Origin of the sequence: Acinetobacter sp. Ag2 (assembly GCF_001005515.1) — a bacterium.
GTDB classification, from domain to species: Bacteria; Pseudomonadota; Gammaproteobacteria; order Pseudomonadales; family Moraxellaceae; genus Acinetobacter; species Acinetobacter bereziniae.
This window is the reverse complement of sequence record NZ_LBNA01000048.1, coordinates 116,840-132,758: the sequence shown is the minus strand read 5'-3', so window position 1 is coordinate 132,758 and position 15,919 is coordinate 116,840. Positions and strand designations below refer to the sequence as shown.

The 15,919-nt window shown below is 38.9% G+C and carries 13 protein-coding genes; 8 read left to right on the top strand and 5 right to left on the bottom strand.

Annotated elements, in window-relative coordinates:
* Positions 1 to 246 precede the first annotated feature (246 nt).
* The 5 genes from creB to AAV97_RS10385 all read left to right on the top strand — a co-directional run bounded on the left by creB (position 247) and on the right by AAV97_RS10385 (position 4,666).
* Positions 247 to 966 carry a two-component system response regulator CreB gene (creB, locus tag AAV97_RS10405; protein WP_046760507.1) on the top strand — a complete coding sequence of 240 codons (720 nt, stop codon included), beginning with the start codon at positions 247 to 249 and terminating at the stop codon, positions 964 to 966.
* Between the two features lie 3 nt (positions 967 to 969).
* Positions 970 to 2,430 carry a two-component system sensor histidine kinase CreC gene (creC, locus tag AAV97_RS10400; protein WP_009585127.1) on the top strand — a complete coding sequence of 487 codons (1,461 nt, stop codon included), beginning with the start codon at positions 970 to 972 and terminating at the stop codon, positions 2,428 to 2,430.
* Between the two features lie 117 nt (positions 2,431 to 2,547).
* Positions 2,548 to 3,960, top strand: coding sequence for a cell envelope integrity protein CreD (creD, locus tag AAV97_RS10395; RefSeq protein WP_046760506.1), 1,413 nt, complete (start codon positions 2,548 to 2,550; stop codon positions 3,958 to 3,960).
* Positions 3,961 to 4,025: 65 nt separating this feature from the next.
* On the top strand, positions 4,026 to 4,235 hold the full coding sequence (locus tag AAV97_RS10390; protein ID WP_046760517.1) for a hypothetical protein: 210 nt from the start codon (positions 4,026 to 4,028) through the stop codon (positions 4,233 to 4,235).
* A gap of 68 nt (positions 4,236 to 4,303) precedes the next feature.
* Positions 4,304 to 4,666, top strand: a complete 363-nt coding sequence (locus AAV97_RS10385; RefSeq protein WP_004832022.1) for a RidA family protein — start codon at positions 4,304 to 4,306, stop codon at positions 4,664 to 4,666.
* A 48-nt stretch (positions 4,667 to 4,714) separates the two neighbouring features.
* Here AAV97_RS10385 and AAV97_RS10380 read toward each other — a convergent pair whose 3' ends face one another.
* The 4 genes from AAV97_RS10380 to AAV97_RS10365 form a co-directional block, all read right to left on the bottom strand.
* Positions 4,715 to 5,239, bottom strand: a complete 525-nt coding sequence (locus AAV97_RS10380; protein ID WP_004832023.1) for a DUF2726 domain-containing protein — start codon at positions 5,237 to 5,239, stop codon at positions 4,715 to 4,717.
* A gap of 420 nt (positions 5,240 to 5,659) precedes the next feature.
* Positions 5,660 to 8,059: a YgiQ family radical SAM protein gene (locus tag AAV97_RS10375; protein ID WP_046760516.1), complete on the bottom strand. Its 2,400-nt coding sequence runs from the start codon at positions 8,057 to 8,059 to the stop codon at positions 5,660 to 5,662.
* A 216-nt stretch (positions 8,060 to 8,275) separates the two neighbouring features.
* On the bottom strand, positions 8,276 to 9,514 hold the full coding sequence (locus AAV97_RS10370; RefSeq protein ID WP_046760505.1) for an MFS transporter: 1,239 nt from the start codon (positions 9,512 to 9,514) through the stop codon (positions 8,276 to 8,278).
* A 235-nt stretch (positions 9,515 to 9,749) separates the two neighbouring features.
* Entirely contained in the window at positions 9,750 to 10,403 is a 654-nt protein-coding gene (locus AAV97_RS10365; protein ID WP_004832028.1) for a response regulator, read from the bottom strand.
* A 377-nt stretch (positions 10,404 to 10,780) separates the two neighbouring features.
* Here AAV97_RS10365 and msuE point away from each other — a divergent pair, with 377 nt between their 5' ends.
* The 3 genes from msuE (at position 10,781) to ampC (ending at position 14,164) form a co-directional block, all read left to right on the top strand.
* Positions 10,781 to 11,518, top strand: a complete 738-nt coding sequence (gene msuE, locus AAV97_RS10360) for an FMN reductase (RefSeq protein WP_004832030.1) — start codon at positions 10,781 to 10,783, stop codon at positions 11,516 to 11,518.
* Positions 11,519 to 11,563: 45 nt separating this feature from the next.
* A complete protein-coding gene (gene sfnG / locus AAV97_RS10355) occupies positions 11,564 to 12,682 on the top strand; it encodes a dimethylsulfone monooxygenase SfnG (RefSeq protein ID WP_005034627.1) in 1,119 nt (372 codons plus the stop codon).
* Between the two features lie 309 nt (positions 12,683 to 12,991).
* Positions 12,992 to 14,164 carry a class C beta-lactamase gene (gene ampC / locus AAV97_RS10350; protein WP_046760504.1) on the top strand — a complete coding sequence of 391 codons (1,173 nt, stop codon included), beginning with the start codon at positions 12,992 to 12,994 and terminating at the stop codon, positions 14,162 to 14,164.
* 524 nt (positions 14,165 to 14,688) lie between these two features.
* On the opposite strand, the gene AAV97_RS10345 is transcribed toward ampC, so the two are convergent.
* Complete coding sequence (locus tag AAV97_RS10345; protein ID WP_155769252.1) at positions 14,689 to 15,873, bottom strand: acyl-CoA dehydrogenase family protein; 1,185 nt, start codon at positions 15,871 to 15,873, stop codon at positions 14,689 to 14,691.
* Between the last annotated feature and the right edge of the window lie 46 nt (positions 15,874 to 15,919).

The window sequence follows — 15,919 nt, the reverse complement described above, 5'->3', positions numbered from 1 at the left end:
TAACGAAGCCTGAGATAATTTTAGCCACAACCCTTCGGGACTAATGTGTTTTTTGTCGCTTCTTCGTTCCGAACTACTCATTTAGAATGACTAAATTTCGTATTTCGCGCCTAGAATCGCCTAAAAAACATACTTAGTCGCAAGCATAGACGAATTGTTAACAGACCCTAACTTCACTTAAAATTCATTCGCCTAAATATTTCAATTTCAGTACACTCAACACGAGATGATAAATATTTAATTGCAATGAATCATAAAAAGCAGATTTTATGCGTTGAAGATGATGCGGCGATACTTATGCCATTACGCTATGCACTTGAGCGTGAAGAGTGGCAAGTCACTTGGGCAAATTCTGGTCTACAAGCCATTGATTATATTCAACAACAATCCTTCGATTTTATTATTTTAGATATTGGTTTACCAGATTTAAATGGCTTTGATGTGTGTAAAAGAATTCGCCATTTCAACCACACACCGCTGTTGTTTTTGACAGCACGTGATGACGAAATTGATCGAATTATTGGTTTAGAGATTGGCGCAGATGACTATTGCACTAAACCGTTTAGCTCAAGAGAAATTGTCTCCAGAATTAAAGCCATTTGGCGCAGAATGGAGATTCAAAATCAGCTCCAACAAAATACCCCAATAACGCCACATTTAATATCTAAACATTCCCAAACATGGCAATGCAATGATGAGTCTTTCCAGATTCAATACTTAGGCACCCTACTGCAATTAACACGTTATGAATATCGTTTACTCAAACTGTTGATTCAACATCCTGAACAAGTATTTAGCCGACAACAATTGATGGATCAAGTTTGGGAACATCCGGAGCATAGCTTAGATCGAACTGTTGACACTCATATCAAGAGTATACGCAATAAACTCAAACAAATATCTGCTGAACAAGATCCAATTGAAACTCACCGTGGCTTCGGCTATAGCCTGAAAAGGCTGGACTAAAGCATGTCGATATTTATCCGTATTTGGTTCTTCTTCGGGTTAATTATCTTGCTCGGTTTATGGTTTATGTCTTATACCTTTAATCAGCAAGTAAAGCCCAATGTACGACAGGTTGTCGAAGATACACTTGCGGAAAATGCCAATATTATTGCCATGCTGGTTGCAGAAGATGTCTATGAAAATAAGGTTGGAACTGCCCAGTTTGATGAGAAAATTCAAAATGCGCTCAATCGAAAAATCAACGCCAATATTTGGCAACATAATAAGAATGAAATCAATCAACAAATTTATATCACTGATCAAAAAGGCATAGTGATTTATGATTCACAAGGCATTGCAACAGGACAGGACTATTCCAAATGGAATGATGTCTACCTGACATTAAGAGGCAAATATGGTGTTCGTTCAACCCGAAGTTATGAGGAAGATAGTAACAGTAGCACCATGTTTATTGCTGCACCTATCTATTATCAAATTGATCAACAACAAAAGTTGATTGGAGTGGTCAGCATCGGAAAGCCCAATATATCCGTACAACCTTACATTCAACGTGCTGAAAATCAACTGATCCGCCAAGCCATATGGATTACGTTGTTGAGTTTATTTTTAGCCAGCTTAGTGGCTTATTGGCTTAAACATAGTATCGATCGTGTGCGTAAGTATGCTCAAGCGCTGGCACCTGTCAACCAAACTCCGCATTTTCGCTCCGCTAAAGAACTCAATCAAGTTGCTCAAGCCGTGGAAGATATGCGAGAAAAACTGGAAGATCGCGCTTATGTCGAACACTACGTCAACACCCTGACACATGAGCTAAAAAGCCCTTTAACTGCGATCCAAGCCAGTGCTGAGTTGCTTAAAGAAGATTTGCCTTTAACTGATCAACAAAATTTTGCCACACATATTCATGAACAAAGCCAGCGTTTACAGAGCTTGATTGACCGTATGCTGTTACTGACTCGCTTGGAAAAATCAAGGCACCAAATTGAGATTCAAAATTTTAATTTGTCTGAATTAATCCATCAGACTTTAGATCGGCACGCCAGTCAAATGCAGGCTAAAAAAATTCAATGTTTATTAGATATTGAAGCCGATTGTATGATTCATGCAGATCGTTTTTGGCTTCAACAAACGCTTGGCAATATTTTAGACAATGCTTTGGATTTTTCTCAGGATTCGGCAAAAATTCTGATTCAGCTACATCGGCAAGCACATCAACATATTGAATTAAATATCTTTAATGAAGGTGTATGGATTCCTGACTATGCACTTACACAAGTTTTTGATACATACTTTTCACTTCCTCGACCAATTAGTCAACAACGTAGTTCAGGCATTGGACTCAGTATTGTTCAGCAAGTCATTGAACAACATCATGGTCAGATTAACATTTTAAATATCGAGGAAAATCAGATTCCAATTCTGCAATCTCATCAACAAGGCGTATTGGTCAAGATTTTGCTTTAACCACAAAGATTTGAATATTCACCTAAACTTCACATAAAACACAAAGTCAGCTCAAACAAAACACATTTCGGCTTCGCATACTGAACCTAACAAAAACAACGGCTCAGGAACACCGTGATGCGATCCAATTTTCTCACCTTTAAAATTATTGCAATTGCCATTTTGATTGCGCTGTTTTGGATAGGTCTACTCTTCATTAGCACTTTGGTGTCAGAACGACAAGGATACCAACAAGCTTTTCTCAGAGAAATCTCACAAAACAACATCAGCCCGCAAACTGTTATTTCACCTTATATTCGTGTGCCCTATACCGAAATCCAAACCTGTTTGGACGACAAAAAAGTCGCATATTCCTGTACAGAAGAACAATGGATATACATCAGTGCAGACAGCACACAATGGACTGCTGATTTTAAGGTTTCTGATGATGCCTATAAACGCACCATCTACCGAGCAATTAGCTATACTGCAAATTTAACCGCTAAAGGCATTTTTCAAAAGCCGACACTGGAGAATAAAGACTATCAATGGAATCGTGCTGAGATCATGTTTCCTGTGCATGATCCACGAGGTTTAGACACGCAACCCACGTTAAAAATACTCAATAAGAATTATACTTTTGAAATGAGTTCCAAAGGCAGTGATGCTTCCGGTTTTGACTTTATGCGTATTTCTACAAAAAATTATCCTGAATTAATCAATGCGATTCAAAATGGTTTTTCTTTTGATTTAGCCACCAATATCACAGGTCTTGGCAAGTTTAGCTTGGTTCCCACCAGCCGTAGTGTCAGTTATCAAGCCAAAGGCAACTGGGCGGACATCAAGTATTCAGGACAAAATTTACCCTTTGCTAAAACCAGTACCCATCAACAATTTACAGCACAATGGAAAAACATTGCACTGGGTCAGCAAAACATCAGCAAACTGATTGAATGTGACACCAGTGATTGCATTCGCCAATTCAGCCAAGGCTATTACACTCAAGAAAATGCCTATGACGTTGAGCAAAGTCAACGAATTGGCTTATCAACCGAATTTTTAGAATCCGTCAATGTTTATACTCAAACAGATCGAGCAATTAAATATGGTGTCGTAATTATCATCATTACCTTTGGTTGTTTCTTCTTATTTGAGGTGCTTAAAAGCCTTCGTATTCATCCAATTCAATATTCTTTGGTGGCAATTGCACAAGGTCTTTTCTTTGTCCTACTACTTTCTATCAGTGAATACTATGCCTTTGCATGGGCTTACTTTGTCGCAGGAGTTGCCTGTGTTGGTCTCATGACATGGTATTTGTTCTATGTGATGAAAGGTTTTAAAGCTGCTGCCTTATTCGGTGTGATCCTCAGTTCACTCTACGCTGTGATGTATCTGTTATTGCAGTCCTCAGGCAAGACCTTCTTGATCGGTTCGATCATTTCATTTGTATTACTCGCGGTCGTCATGTTCCTTACACGTCACATCGATTGGTATCAAATCAGCAATAAGCCTGAGCGAGCGCTTAAATCCTACACCCCTCCTCAATCTTAATTGCCATGCAGTGAATGTCTGTTCATTCACTGCTTAATCATCATTTTAAATTCATCGAGATGGTCATGAATCCTTTTATTAAACAAAAAGCGCCAGAACAACTACAGCAACTTTGCCCTTTACAATCCTCAGTTGCGTTTTGCTTAAATCAATTACGCATCGCAAAAATTCAGTTTTTGAACTTAGGTAGCCTGATCATTTGCCCTGAATACGATTGTTTTATCGTTTTTAAACATAAAACTTTAATTCGCATAGATGCATTTACGCACTCATAACAAAGTTGGTTTGCAGATGCATCTTGATCACGTAAAATTTAGCCCATAAACAAGATTTGAGAGTAATCATGACTGTACAACGTTTGCATGTAGAAAAGCGCTTTTCTGAAATTGCAATTTCAGGCAATTTAGTCCATTTAGCAGGTCAATTGGCAACAGATTTAACCTTAGATATTAAAGGACAGACTCAGCAAACTTTAGATATGATTGACCGTTTTCTTGCAGATGCAGGAACAGACAAAAGCCACATCATGTCTGTGATGATCTTTTTGAAAGATATTGAAAATGATTATGCAGCAATGAATGAAGTTTGGGATGCTTGGTGTTCTGATATTGAAGCACTTCCAAGAACTTGTGTGGAAGCAAAACTTTATCGACCTGATGTTTTGGTGGAGATGACGGTAGTTGCGGTAAAACCTGAATCATTGTAGAAATTAATTTGAACATTTAAAAATGCATGCTGAGACATGCATTTTTTATTAACCATATACACGATTAGAATAAAGATCAAACTTCCCCAACAGTTGTTCCTCGAGCACGTGTGAATGACTCATTTCAGCGAACTCACTTAAAAAATCTTCACGCAAATCCTGATATTCAGGAATACCGAGATAACGAATCACTCTGTAGCCCGCAGATTGTAACAATGCATCTTTATAGGTATTTTGGTGAGCACGTTTAATTGCATTGATATCTTCTAAAGCAATCACAGCCAAAACTTTACAGTCTTTGTCCAATACAACAAAATCTGCAAACATTTGCTGATATTTACGACGTGTGTGTAAATATTTTGTTGTTAACAATGCATCAAAAGACACATGAGCCAAAATATTAGCTTCAGGTAAAATTTCTTTTAGTCGAGTAAAAGTAATCTGTTCATGTGAATTAAATACTGCTCTTCTACGTAGAGCACTATCAACTTGCTGCTTATTTTTCAATCCTTTATAAGCAATCGCAATCACAGCGGCAAATAGTATCAAACTCGCAACAATCAATATGTCCATATTTCATTTCCTAATTCTTTATTATAATTTGGTCAAATAAGACCAGTTCTTGTGTATCTGAAGATACTTTTTTACTGTCAGTTCAACGTCACATATGAGATATAAATTTGCTTAATTTAAAAAATAACAACTCATATCACAGTTTTAAAATATTTGTTGAACTATTATTTATTTTCCTCATTTATTCCTACAAATAAATGAATTGATTTATGGCTTTTATACCTTGTATCTATTACGAATACAACTAAATCCGATAAAACTTTAGTTTGATTGTAGGACAATTAAAACCAGAATTTGTGTACTTTTCGTACACAAAATTTTTCAACAGTTTAAGCAAAGTTATCCACAGTTTTGTATTTTATTTATTCAATTCGAATTTAAAGAGGGTGCTTTCGCACCCTCTTGAACACTCACTAAAACTTAAGCTCTACTTTTCGGCTTAGATTTTCCTTTACTGTTACCACCAAACGGTTTTTTACGATCCCCTGTTTCACGCGGTGGCAAACCTGTATGTTGTGTCAACACTTGCCCTTTTTGTGGTCGATTTGGCTGATTGGCATGTCGTGACTGAGTACGTGCAGTATTTTCACCCGTACGCTTTTGTGAATCACCTGCCAATGTTGAGTTCTTCTTACGTGCAGATTGATACTGACCATCCGTACCTTGCGGTTGATAGGTTGGGATCAAATGCTGTTTAGAGTTACCAATCAAATCAGCACGCCCCATTTCACGTAAGGCATCACGTAATAAAGGCCAGTTATTTGGATCATGATAACGTAAGAATGCTTTATGTAAGCGACGACGCTTTTCACCTTTGACAATATCGACATTTTCAGTATAACGCGCCACCTTCGCCAACGGATTTTTGTTGGTATGGTACATGGTTGTCGCTGTTGCCATTGGTGATGGATAGAAAGTCTGAACCTGATCGGCACGGAAACCATTTTTCTTGAGCCAGATCGCCAGATTCATCATGTCATAATCTGTAGTTCCTGGATGCGCAGCAATAAAATAAGGAATAAGATATTGTTCTTTACCCGCTTCCTTACTAAAACGATCAAACATCTGCTTAAAGCGGTCATAAGTTCCGATTCCGGGTTTCATCATCTTCGACAATGGACCTTTTTCGGTATGCTCAGGGGCAATTTTCAAATACCCGCCCACATGATGTTGAACCAGCTCTTTGACATATTCAGGATTTAATACAGCAAGATCATAGCGCAAACCTGAACCAATCAGAATTTTTTTAATGCCTTTGATTGCACGGGCTTTGCGATATAACTGTGTTAAAGGCGCATGATCAGTATGTAAGTTTTGACATACACCAGGATAAACACAGGAAGGTTTACGGCAATTTTTTTCAATTTCTGGATCTTTACAATGCAAACGGTACATATTTGCCGTTGGACCACCGAGATCAGAAATAATGCCTGTGAAGCCAGGTGCTGTATCACGAATCTTTTCGACTTCACGCAAAATAGATTCTTCTGAACGGTTTTGAATAATTCGCCCTTCATGCTCAGTAATTGAACAGAAAGTACAACCGCCAAAACAGCCACGCATAATATTCACGGAGAATTTAATCATGTCGAAGGCTGGGAAGCGTGCATTGCCATAAGCAGGATGTGGTAGACGTGCATAAGGCAAATCAAACACATAGTCCATTTCTTCAGTGGTCAGAGGAATCGGTGGCGCATTCAGCCAAACATCACGTTCACCATGTTTTTGCACCAATGCTCGCGCATTTCCCGGATTGGTTTCCAAGTGTAAAATACGGTTTGCGTGTGCATACAACACAGGATCTTCTGCCACTTCTTCAAAAGCAGGTAAACGAATTACCGCCAGCTCGCGCGGTGGTAATTTATGTTTAATCGCCTTTGAAGCAGGCTGTAAACGTACAATTTGAGTATTTTCATCCAGATGATCGCCTTCACGTACCACAGGATTGGCAACCAATTCTTTTTGGAAATTTTGATATTGGCTTAAAGAATTGCCTTTATTCTGCTCAATCTCACATCCATCCAAATCTTCGGTCATCACATACGGATTAATGATCGGATCAACTCGCCCAATTGAATCCACATCATTGGATGCAATTTCAACAAATTTGGCTTTTGAAGCACGATTGCTCTTATTGACGATGAATGCTGTGCCACGAACATCGGTAATTTCATGAATTTTTTGACCTTTGGCAAGGCGATGCATCACTTCAACGATTGAGCGCTCACCATTACCATACATCAATAAATCTGCTTTAGAATCCATCAACACTGAACGACGGACTTTATCTGACCAATAATCATAATGGGCGATACGGCGTAAAGACGCTTCGATGCCGCCCAACAATACTGGTACATCCGGAAATGCTTCACGACAACGTTGGCAATACACCGTTGCAGCACGATCGGGACGTTTATTCGGCACATTGTCTGGAGAATAAGCATCATCTGAACGAATCTTACGATCTGCTGTATAGCGATTGATCATTGAGTCCATATTGCCTGCTGTAACACCCCAAGCAATATTTGGTTTACCTAGAACTTTAAAGGCTTCGGCAGATGTCCAATCGGGTTGAGCAATAATGCCAACACGGAAACCTTGCGCTTCAAGTGTTCGACCAATAATCCCTGAGCAGAATGAAGGATGGTCAATATATGCATCCCCACACACTAAAATAAAGTCACAACTGTCCCAACCGAGTTGATCCATTTCTTCGCGAGACATAGGCAAAAAAGGTGCTGGTTCAAAGCACGATGCCCAATATTTGTCAAAATCAAACAACGCAACAGGCGCTGTCTGAGCAGTATAAGCGGTCGACATGGTAAGTTTTCTCGATTGGCGGTTGGCGATCGGGAGAGATCTAAGATGAAAGCCAATCATTTTACCATGAATTTTGCTCATGTTGCTTGATTAAAAAGTAAACATTTTATTTTTAGCAGTGATTTCTCTATTTTCATTTCATTCAAATGTCGAAATGAAATGAATAAACTGTTTTAAATGAGGATCGTGAATCAATCAATAAAAGCTCAGGGCAATTTAGTTCGATTCAAGCTTTGTCGAATCTGAGTCAGTTTGCTTCTGCATTTGATTTAATTTTAGCGCGACCAATAAGCCAATACCCAATACAACAGTTATGCTCACGCTTAAACCCGACCAGCCATATTTTTCCCAAATCAAGCCACTACCACTGCCCAACAGGCTTGAACCGAGATAATAGCAGAACAAATACAGCGAAGAACCGACTGCACGGTATTGTAAAGACTGTATTGACACCCAACTGCTTGAGGTGGAATGTGCCGCAAAAAATGAAAAGGTGAAAATAAATAACCCAATTAACACAGTCCATAAAGATGGAATGAACATCACCCACAAACCTAGCGCCATACTACAAAACATCGCAATCAAGACTTTTGCACGTCCAAATCGACGACTCCAGCCAGCTGCACGTGGTGAGCTATAAATACCTGATAAATAGGCGATCGAAATCAAGCCAATCCACGTCTGAGACAACTCAAAAGGTTTTTCTAAAAGATGATAGCTCATGTAATTAAACACAGTGACAAAGCAACCCATCAAAATAAAACCTTCGATGAATAGGAATCTTAATTTTGCATCAGAGAGGTTTTTCTTGAACGATTCGATAAAGCGAGAGAATTGAATCGGATAAGATTTAAAGTGTTTGGACACAGGGAGTGCAACATAGAAAGTGATGGCGATCAATAAATTGAGTATGCCAATAATCATAGTAGCTGTTTGCCATGAAATATAATCCAGTAAAACGCCTGCGATTAAGCGCCCACTCATACCGCCAATCGCAGTACCTGAAATATACAAACCCATTGCAAAGCCAACATCTTTTTGTGCGATTTCTTCGCCAATATAGGTCATCGCTACTGATGCAACTCCACTCACCGCCAGACCAATCAGCATTCGTGTGGCAAGGAAGATTTCCCAATAGGGTAGTAATGAGCTAATTAATAATAAAGTGGCTGTTGAAAACAAAGAAATCGCCATGATCTGTTTACGACCATAACGATCTGAGATTAACCCTGCAAACAAAAGTCCCAAAGCCAATGTAATGGTGGAAAATGAAAGTGGGAAACTGCTATGTGTAGGGGTCACATGAAAGAATTTTGCCAAAAAAGGCATCATCGGCTGAACACAATACAATGATGAAAATACCGCAAACCCTGCTAGAAATAGTGACAACAAAATCGCCAGAAAGGGACGAGTACCATACTCAATATACGCTGTAGATTCAGATGCATCAGACATAGTTTTTCCTCATGTCTGATCAGTATACGCCTATTTTGAATAATTGATAAAAGTGAAAAAATTATCGGAGATTCATTCCTTGCTTAGCAAAGAATAAAATACCGATAACAAACTAAATTTTATAAAAATAAAACTTAAAAATGAATTTTAAAATATAAAAAAGAGCATATTTTTAATACACTCTTCTCATAATTTTAGAGACTTTTCTAATGTTCACTGAATCATCAGAAAAACCTTAAACTTTTTTCTCTTCGATGTTCAGCGCATTGATTGCCAAGACAGCTTGAGTACGATTTTGTACACCCAACTTACGGAATATTGCAGTCACATGCGCTTTAATCGTCGCTTCAGAAACATCCAGTTCATATGCGATTTGTTTATTCAGCAAACCTTCGGCAACCATCATTAAGACACGGAATTGCTGTGGCGTTAGAGATTGGATACGCTCTGCCAAAGCTGTTTCATCTGCAGCACGAGGGTCAAAATTCATATTCGCAGTCGGTAAATTTGGCGGCAACCAAATTTCGCCTTCTAATACTTGGCGAATTGCTTCCCCAATATGGCTTGGATGCGCAGACTTCGGAATATAACCCATTGCACCGTGCGCAATCGCACGCTGAATAATCGATGCTTCTTCGTGGGCTGATACCACAATAATTGGAATCGCAGGATACTGTGCACGAACATGGACCAATGCAGAGAAACCCGATGCGCCAGGTAAATTTAAATCCAATAAGACTAAATCTGGTTCAGGACCATTTTCCAAACGCTCGTAGAACTCATTAACAGCCGCAGTTTCACTGATTTGAGCTTGTGGCAAACTATAACGAACCGCCTGAATTAACGCATGGCGAAACAGTGGATGATCATCAACGATTAAAATATTCATAAGCGAAGTGAGAGATCTCTAGCACAGTTCTTTTATTCTAACCGCACTATTGCTATTTAAGATACGTTAATATTAACGAATTTTTGAATTATTTGTGTGCTTTAATGAGAATTCCCTACTCTTTTTCGGTTATTTCTCAAAATACAGATTTAAATATCACTTTTAAATATAAAATAAACATCTAAAAATGAATTGCTTATCCAAATAAATAATATCAAATAAGTTCAGCAATTTAGACTATATCTTCCCCTTAAAATGAAGCGTTTTTCTGTATATCTCAAAAACTGATAACCAATCTGTTTTTCATTATTTTACCAATCTCACTGAATATAGATAAATAAATGGCATTCCGAGATTCAATTTATTAGGTTGCCAACATGTCTATTTATACTCAACAAAAACCCTTAAATATTGTTGCTGTATCAGGGGGCTTAAATAACCCTTCAAAAACAGAAAGTTTAGTTCAAGCCATTTTAGATGAGCTCGGTCAAGCAACTCCAATCAATGTGCATTTTATTAAATTCAGTGAAATTGGTCATTTACTGGGTGGTGCAATTTACCGTAATCAGCTTCCACAACGTGTACAAGATGATTTAGCAGCAGTCGAAGCAGCAGATGCCTTGATCGTGGGTACGCCTGTATACCGTGCATCTTTCACGGGTTTATTTAAACATTTCTTTGACTTTGTTGAACAAACAGCACTGGTGGATGTGCCGGTATTACTGGCTGCTTCAGGCGGAAGCGATCGCCATGCATTGGTATTGGAACATCAGCTTCGTCCATTATTTAGCTTTTTCCAAGCCCAAACCCTACCGATTGGCGTCTATGCAACCGATCGTGATTTCACGCCTGAATACACCATCAAGAGTGAACATATTCAAGATCGTATTACTTTGGCTGTTGCACGCGCATTGCCAATTTTGGAATGGGCTCCTGCAAAAGGGCAACGTGCTGAGGTTGTCAAAGCTAAGACGGAACAAGCCAATCAAAACTTAGGGATTAACAAACAAATCGAGCAAGATGAGGTACTACCTTCAGCTGCAATCCCAAACTTGGATGCAGCAGAAAACCGTCTTCATGCAAAATCCAAATCACCACAATCACAGGTTGCTTAATTGCAACCTCGTAGCCGCAGATAATAAAAAATAGAGGGTCATGTTATGTCACAGTTTTCATCACACCATAATCCAGCCATTAAGTTTGCATATTGGGTGCCCAATGTCAGCGGTGGTTTAGTGGTCAGTAATATTGAACAACGTACCGACTGGAGCTATGACTATAATGTCCGCTTAGCACAAGCGGCTGAAAAAAGTGGTTTCGAATATGCCCTCACCCAAATTCGTTTCACCGCAGGCTATGGCGCTGAAAATCAACATGAGTCTGTAAGTTTTAGCCATGCTTTATTGGCGAAGACAGATAAGTTAAAAGTGATTGCAGCCATCCTGCCTGGTCCTTGGAAGCCTGTTTTGGCGGCCAAACAATTGGCAACGATCGACTATCTGACTAATGGTCGTATTGCCATTAATGTGGTGAGTGGTTGGTTTCGTGGTGAGTTTGATGCCATCGGTGAACCATGGCCTGAACATGATGAGCGCTATGTCCGTTCTGAAGAATTTATTCGAACTTTAAAAGGAATATGGACTACAGATAACTATAGTTTCGATGGTAAATATTATCAGTTTAAAGACTACACCTTAAAACCAAAACCTTTGCAAAAACCGCATATCGAAGTGTTTCAGGGAGGAAGTTCTCGTGCAGCACGTGATATGGCATCTCGTGTATCTGATTGGTATTTTACCAATGGCAATACTCCTGAAGAATTAAAAAAGCAAATTGATGATATTCGAGAAAAAGCCAAGCTGAATGGTCATTCAGTAAAAATTGGGGTCAATGCTTTTATTATTGCCCGTGATACAGAGCAAGAAGCCAAAGCAGTGTTACAAGAAATTATTGATCAAGCCAATGTTGAAGCAGTCAATGCTTTTGGTGATGCAACCCGTGAAGCAGGTGCCGCCTCTAAAGAGGGCGAAGGCAACTGGGCAAAATCAACTTTTGAAGACTTGGTGCAATATAACGATGGCTTTAAGACCAATTTGATTGGCACACCGCAACAGATTGCTGAACGAATCGTTGAGTTAAAAAGTGTGGGCGTCGACCTCGTTCTTTCGGGCTTCTTACATTTTATTGAGGAAGTTGAATATTTTGGAGAAAAAGTGCTGCCTTTGGTACGTCAACTTGAAGAAACTCAAAAAGCGCAAATTACTGCGAAATCAGCCTGATCATTTCTAGCGCCAGAGTTTGTGCCGTAGAAAACAACAATAAACAACTAAAACAAAATTTGCAGCTTATCCCTCATGACTCGGCTTGAGGGATTTTTTTTTAACATCGCTAAAGTTTCATGGTCGTTCAGTATGAACAGCCCTATCAGCTATAAAATATCGTTCTTCACCGATTGATTTGTTTTAATCATCTATTTTGCTTCAAGTATTTATATCGACATACATATACTCAACAAGCTTGATCTTGGAAAATCTCTAATCCACATTAAAATAATTTCTTTTTGCCTGTATAGATTGGAATAAGTGGTTATGGCTCTTTTAAAGAAAACAAAAACGATCTTTTACGTCCTGATCAGTAGCATGGGACTGACGACTTATGTAAATGCCAATCAGCAAATAACCACGGCAAAGGTTGAAAATGCAATGACTCAGGCATTTCAGCCCTTAATGCAAAAATATGCAGTACCCGGGATGGCAATTGGAGTACTGTACCAAGGCAAAAGTTATGAAAAATACTATGGTGTACAATCACTTGCTGACAAGAAATCAGTCAATAAAAGCACCCTGTTTGAATTAGGCTCTGTGAGTAAACTGTTTACTGCAACGGCGGGCAGTTATGCGCAAAGTGTATCTAAACTATCGCTTCAAGACCATCCAGGAAAATATTTACCTGCATTAAAAAATTCAGAAATTAATCAAGTCACACTTTTGCAGTTGGCAACCTACACCACGGGTAATCTACCATTACAATTTCCTGATCCAATCAAAACCGATGCACAAACGCTTAAATACTTTCAAGATTGGAAGGTCAATCAACCCGTTGGTCAATTTAGACAATATTCAAACCCTAGTATCGGGTTATTTGGTGAAGCTACTGCAAAAGCCATGAACATGCCGTTTAGCACATTATTAGAGCAAGTTATCTTTCCTCAACTTCAGCTCCAACATAGTTATGTCAACGTCCCAAAAGCACAACAAGCCCAGTATGCTTTTGGCTATGATCAAAACAATCGCCCAATTCGAGTTAATCCGGGACCTTTCGATGCTCAAGCCTATGGGGTGAAATCAAACCTTCCTGATCTACTACAGTTCTTAAAATTGAACTTAAATCCAGATCAAGCCAAAGCTTCCATTCGACCTGCAATCGAAGGAACGCATATCGGTTACTTTAAAATGGGAGGGATGACCCAAGCACTTGGATGGGAAACTTTCGACTATCCAGCAAGATTAGAAACATTATTAGAAAGCAACTCTGACCGTGTGGTGATGCAATCAAACCCAGTTGAAAAAACACTGGTCAAATCAGGGGCAAGGGTGTTTCATAAAACGGGATCAACAAATGGTTTTGGAACCTATCTGATTTATATTCCTGCGGAAAAATTTGGCTTGGTCATGCTGATGAATAAAAGAATTGCAAATGCCGAGCGTATTCAAGCCGCTTATGAAGTATTGAATACCTTGAAACAGACATCTCATCCTTAACCTTTGTTGATTGTCGAAGTGAGGTACGCCATGTACCTCTCAGCGATTCAAAGCTTGTGCTGTCTCAGCGTCTTACCTGTAGTCATTTTTTTTAAAAAAAATACAGTAAATACAATTTTTAGACCAATAAAGTCAATATGATAAATATATTATTTGATAATCTAAAGCTTCCAATGCCACACTTTAGATCTATAGTTTAAATCGGTTTGCGTAGGCGATGCTTCACTTTTCAGAGATGAAAAGATGACAAAAATCTTTCGTTTAAAAGGGTTCTTGCGCTGCAAACAAAGCAGTGCTTTGTTTTTGCTCATATACCCCCGCTCAACATGGCGACATCCATGTCGCCTCACGATAGCAAGACTGTCTGTGAATCAAAAAAATACAAAAAACTGTTTATGCAAAACTTTCAAAAATCCATATAAAAAGCATATGCTTGTTTGAAGATAAATCACTTGTATGAATAATCAGGTGGTTTGACCATATCTAAGTTTGGTTACATAGACAAATGAAATGGCTGAACTTAGTCAAGAATAAAAACTTGGATCAGGAACTTTTCCTGTCAACACCCACTCCCCAACCTCTTGATATTTATAGTCGATTGGATCATGTAAAGTTTGTGTGCGTACATTTCGCCAAAAACGATCTAAATTCAATTGTGCTGTGGTTGCACGCGCACCCAAAACTTGAAAAATATTTTGGGTCACAAATAGTGAGCTATTCGTAGCAGCTATTTTTGCGGTCGCAATCGCGATTGACACCTGACCCCGTTGCTGTTCCGTTAAATCTTCACCAATATTCCAAGCCGCTTGCAATGCTTCAACTGCCTGCTCTGTCAGTAAGCGTACGCTTTGTAGCTGGACATAAAAATCAGCAAAATGCTTTTGGATATACGGATCATGTATCGCTTGCTCAGCCAAAGATTTTGACCATGCTTTTTGTGTTTGTATCGATTGTCGAGCGACTTCAAATGCACCTTCTGCGACACCTAGGAAAAGATGCACAAAAATCAATTGAGCAATCAGTGGACGTAAACTTGAATACGGCGTACTTAATGGTCCAGGATTTAAAAGCAACTCATCTTTATATACTTTCACTTGTTCAAAATGGCTAGTTCCACTGTCTGTCTGACGTTGTCCCATATTGTTCCAATCCCCTAAAAAGCTTACTCCTTCTCGTTGGGTTGGAATCACAGCAATCAGTAACTGATCTGCATCATTAAAACCAGAACATAGTAAAATATCTGAGTCTATGGAACCTGAACAGAAACTTTTATCACCATGAAAAATAAATTCATTTTCAGACACTTGTTGAACAGTAGTTCGTTTATCTAAAGGGTTGAGCGTATTCCCCCAAAATAAATGTTGTTGCACAGTTTGCTCAAACCATTGCTGATACTGCTCAGGTTGAGCAAAGAGCTGAACGGTGGCGATCAATAAATGATGAAAAGCATAGACATGTGCTAAGGAACTATCCACTTGAGCAATGGTTTGAACTGTCTGAAAAATTGTCTTCCAATCTGCGCCTTGCCCACCATATTGTTGTGGAATAGCCAGGCTCAATAAACCACTTTTGCGGATCAAATCACGTTCAAACTTCGGATTGCCTCCTGCTTTGTCTCGCTCAGCTGCTGTTTGTGCAAATTGCTTTGCCAGTTCTTTTGCAATATCCAAAGCCGAAAGATTTAAAGCAGATTGTGGTGCATTCATCATTTTAACTCTTATATCCAATTTATTGAGCTTAGCAGATCAAGCAAGA